The sequence below is a fragment of the Chryseobacterium sp. genome, from assembly GCF_022712095.1.
Classification (GTDB): domain Bacteria; phylum Bacteroidota; class Bacteroidia; order Flavobacteriales; family Weeksellaceae; genus Chryseobacterium.
Map to the genome: position 1 here is coordinate 1 of NZ_JALAHD010000318.1, position 4,701 is coordinate 4,701.

Annotated in this window: 5 protein-coding genes; all 5 read right to left on the bottom strand. The window is 35.6% G+C overall.

The window, feature by feature from the left end:
- Positions 1–16: 16 nt before the first annotated feature.
- Positions 17–670: a phosphatidylserine decarboxylase family protein gene (locus tag Q0A18_RS15975; protein ID WP_292011162.1), complete on the bottom strand. Its 654-nt coding sequence runs from the start codon at positions 668–670 to the stop codon at positions 17–19.
- A gap of 3 nt (positions 671–673) precedes the next feature.
- Positions 674–1,546 (bottom strand): phosphatidate cytidylyltransferase, encoded by an 873-nt coding sequence (locus tag Q0A18_RS15980; RefSeq protein ID WP_292011163.1) that lies wholly within the window; start codon positions 1,544–1,546, stop codon positions 674–676.
- A 22-nt stretch (positions 1,547–1,568) separates the two neighbouring features.
- The gene (locus Q0A18_RS15985; protein WP_292011164.1) at positions 1,569–2,153 is read right to left on the bottom strand and encodes an LUD domain-containing protein; all 585 of its coding nucleotides are present in this window, start codon (positions 2,151–2,153) and stop codon (positions 1,569–1,571) included.
- A gap of 115 nt (positions 2,154–2,268) precedes the next feature.
- On the bottom strand, positions 2,269–4,266 hold the full coding sequence (gene ftsH, locus Q0A18_RS15990; RefSeq protein WP_292011165.1) for an ATP-dependent zinc metalloprotease FtsH: 1,998 nt from the start codon (positions 4,264–4,266) through the stop codon (positions 2,269–2,271).
- A 22-nt stretch (positions 4,267–4,288) separates the two neighbouring features.
- Positions 4,289–4,651: a ribosome silencing factor gene (gene rsfS / locus Q0A18_RS15995; protein ID WP_292011166.1), complete on the bottom strand. Its 363-nt coding sequence runs from the start codon at positions 4,649–4,651 to the stop codon at positions 4,289–4,291.
- Positions 4,652–4,701: the final 50 nt, after the last annotated feature.

Below are 4,701 nucleotides of genomic sequence, written 5' to 3' on the forward strand. Positions count from 1 at the left end.
ATTATTTATAATATAATTATTCCTTCATTCGAGCAATTACATCTAATCCTCCTTTGGTTTTATCTCCGATTTTACATAAAACTTCAGTATCCAAAGGAAGAAAAACATCCATTCTGGAGCCAAATTTTATAAATCCAAATTCATGTCCAGCTTTTGCAACATCCCCCTCTTTACAATAAAAAACAATTCTTCTGGCCACATATCCTGCAATCTGCCTGAAGACCACTTTATGATGAGTAAGGCTTTCTACAGCTACAGTAGTTCTTTCATTCTCTGTAGAAGACTTCTCATGCCATGCAACGAGATACTTTCCCGGATGGTATTTTTTATAAATAACATTCCCAGAAACAGGATATCTGCAAATATGAACATTGAGAGGCGACATAAATATAGAAATCTGAATAGCTTTCTCTTTTAAAAACTCTGTTTCTTCCACTTCTTTTATCATTACGACTTTGCCGTCTACCGGAGCAATTACATTCTCTTTGTGATCAAGAATTTCACGGTTAGGAACCCGGAAAAACCAAAACACAAGGCTATACATTACCAATAAAGGCATGATGATTAAAAGAGACCAAATCTTAAAAAAATAAATGGCCAGGGTGCTTATGATTACAAAAAGTATTGTGGCAACCAAAATTGTTCCCTTAGATTCTCTATGTAGTTTCATGAATTATATAAATTTTTCTAAAATAAAATACAAATATACGACAGGAGCACAAATCAGAAAGCTGTCCAATCTGTCTAAAACGCCACCATGGCCCGGAATAATATTCCCACTGTCTTTCACACCGAAATTTCTTTTCAGCTGGCTTTCCACTAAATCTCCTAAAGGTGCGAAAGCAGCCACTAAAAAGCCTACTACCATCCAATTTCCTCTAAGGTCAGGGTTATATTCTTCTATAAAATAAGATAATATTAAAGTAAGAATTACTCCACCAATGTACCCTTCCCATGTTTTCTTTGGAGATATCTTAGGCGCCATTTTATGTTTGCCAAAAAATTTACCGGTCAGGTAAGCAAAAGTATCACTGCTCCATATCAGTATAAAAAGAAAAAACACCTCTAAAGAGAAAGTATTACCTATAGTGGAATATTTAGGAATACCTAACGCAAAACTAAACGGTAGAGCTACATAAATAACCGTAAATATGAGCTTTCCGCTATCATAATATAACTCATTAGGATATTTAAATAATGTGATTACAGCAATAAGAATTAAAGCAAGTGCCAATATTTCACTCAGTCTAAAATCAAAATAGAAATCATGATAAAAATATCTTTTGGAAAACATATAAAAAATAAGAACAACTGCAGGATACACTACCCATTTCTCATATCCGTTTCCGAACTTCATGATCTTAATACATTCCCACGAACCAATACCCAATAATAAAGTGATAAGCCCATAGTACAAATAATGCTGCTGAATAAGATCAGGAGAAAAACTGTTGATCATCTGAGCCCCGTAAGGAGTAGTACAAATTATTACAATTGCTACATAAACGATCCCGGAAATGGTTCTTTGAATAAGATTTTTGTCCAAAATTTAAAATTTAGAGTTGGTTCTAATCTTCCAGTAACAGCAAAAATAATTTGGTATTATTCGTGTTGCTGGAGGCGTCCAATTTCGATTGATTTCCACTGATGGAAGTAAGGTTCTTAATATTTCCCGTTCTTTTTATTTTTCCCATAGCATCATTCAGATTATTAACGATCTGAGAAACATTAGCGATTATGACAATTTTATTGGGCAATCTTGAAGAATGATAATGAAGAATATTATTATGAGACAACATTATTCTTCCGTCGTATGCTATAAGATATTCACAGGTTATAAAAGCTGCATCATTAAAAAGTTCCAGTTCTGAAGTAAAAGGGGCCCTTATAACATTCAGGAAATTCTGAAGTTCTTTATCCCAGCAAAACACATTGTTTATTCCTTCAATTTTAATGATCTGGCTTAAGGTCTGTAATGCTTCAGCCTCATCTGCACAATAATTAAAAAAGCCTCCGGAGTGAGTAAACAATTGGGCAAACTTATAATCAAGATCCGCATTTTTAAGCGAATCCCCAAGCTTCTCCAAACTCTGCTTCTCATCTTCCTCAGGTTGGTTCGTAAGTTTGCTTACAAGTCTTTTAAATAAACTCAACTTAATATATTTTAGTCAACTTTATACAAAAATAGAAAATTAATATATAATACTTATAAAAAAAGAGCCTTAAATATTATAAAACCTGGCAAATTGACTTTACCAGGTTTTTATTTTAAAGTTGTGATGGACTTTCAGGGGCCTGAACAGTATCCTCATCATTTTCCAGCTGTTCTTGAACCGGAATCGTACTGTTGGTTACCGGCTTCTCCGTTAATTCGGGATCCCAGGCACGTTTTCCAAATATTTCTTCGAGATCTTCGCGGAATATGACTTCTTTTTCTAAAAGCTTATTCGCCAAAGCATCCAGTTTATCTTTATTTTCAGTAAGAATTCTCAGCGCTCTCTGATATTGATTTTCAATGATCTTAGAGATCTCCTCATCAATCATCTTAGCCGTTTCTTCAGAGTAGGGTTTCCCAAAGCTGTATTCTGATTGACCCGAGCTGTCATAATAAGAAATGTTTCCAAGTTTATCATTCAGTCCGTAAATCGTAACCATTGCCTGAGCTTGTTTAGTTACACGTTCAAGATCAGATAAAGCTCCTGTGGAAATATTTCCAAAGATAGCCTGCTCAGCAGCTCTACCTCCCAATGTAGCACAGATTTCATCATTCATCTGTTCTGTAGTGGTAAGCTGTCTTTCTTCAGGAAGATACCATGCCGCTCCTAATGAACGCCCTCTCGGTACAATAGTAACTTTTAAAAGAGGTGCAGCATGTTCTACAAGCCATGAAATGGTTGCGTGACCTGCTTCATGATATGCCACTCTTCTTTTCTCTGAAGGCTTAATCGCTTTATTTTTCTTTTCAAGACCTCCGATAATTCTGTCCACTGCATCAAGGAAATCTTGTTTCGTTACAGTTTCATGACTGTTTCTCGCTGCAATAAGTGCTGCTTCATTACAAACATTCGCAATATCAGCTCCACTGAACCCAGGAGTCTGCTTAGCTAAGAAGTCTCTGTCCACATCATTTCCGATCTTGATCTTCTTAAGGTGTACATCAAAGATTTGTCTTCTTTCATGTAATTCCGGAAGATCTACATAAATTGAACGGTCAAAACGCCCAGCTCTCATTAAAGCTTTATCCAGAATATCCGCCCTGTTTGTAGCTGCCATTACGATAACGTTGGTATCAGTTCCGAAACCATCCATTTCGGTAAGTAATTGGTTCAATGTATTCTCTCTTTCATCGTTTCCACCTGAGAAATTATTTTTTCCTCTGGCACGTCCTATCGCATCAATTTCATCAATAAAGATGATCGCCGGAGATTTTGCTTTTGCCTGAGCAAAAAGATCTCTTACTCTGGAAGCACCTACACCCACAAACATTTCAACAAAATCAGAACCCGAAAGTGAGAAGAAAGGAACTTTAGCTTCACCGGCTACGGCTTTCGCCAATAAGGTTTTACCTGTTCCCGGAGGCCCTACCAATAGAACTCCTTTTGGAATTTTACCTCCCAATCTTGTATATTTTTCAGAGTTTTTCAAGAAATCTACCACTTCCTGAACTTCTTCTTTCGCTCCTTCCAGTCCTGCTACATCCTTAAATGTAACCTGAATTTTTTCTTTTTCATCAAAAAGCTTAGCCCTTGATTTTCCAATGGAAAAAATCTGTCCTCCAGGTCCTCCACCGCTTCCCATTCTTCTGAAAAGAAGGAAATAGAATAATCCAAGAATTGCAATCCAGATCAATGCAGAAATAAGAATATCCATAAAAGGACTTTTTCCTGCACCATAATCTTTGGTTGTCTTGATATTGGCATTATCAGCTTTAATAGTATCAAATTTTTGAAGGAAAAGCTGTAAGTCTCCATACTTCACTGTATAGTCAGCTTTAGGAGCCATATCAAACGCCGAAAACGGATCTTTTTCTTTGTTGGCAGTTTTATTTACCATTTCCGTTCTTGCCGCTTGTGTCAAAAAAACATCAGCTTTTTCAGTATCTTTATATATTAAGACATTTTGAACTTTTCCAGACTGCATGATTTTGAAAAATTCATCCTCATCAATAGATTTTGCTCCGCTATCACCAAAAAAATTAGGGATAAAGAATAGCAAAAGTGCTATTATAGCAATCGGAAAGAACCAGTTAAATCCTTTATTGTTCATTTATAGTTTTTAAAATTTAATATTAATTCTCTATTCTGGTGATCTTCGCATCACCCCAAAGTTCTTCTATATCATAGTACTCCCGTACTTGTTTCTGAAATACATGAACGACCACCGAAACATAGTCTAACAGAACCCACATTGCATTTTCGGTCCCTTCTACATGCCAAGGTCTGTCTTTAAGTTCATTTCTTACTTTTTTCTCTACACTTCCTGCGATAGCAGAAACCTGTGTATTTGAATTTCCGCTACATATAATAAATGTTTGAGCTACCGAGTTTTCAATATTTGAAAGATCGAAAATCATAATGTCTTCTCCTTTCACATCTTGGATAGCTTCCACAATTTTATCTAATAATTCTTGCTTTTCTGCTGTTTTATTCATTAAAAAAATACTATAATCTGCAAATTTATTGTTTTTTCTTTACTTTAGCC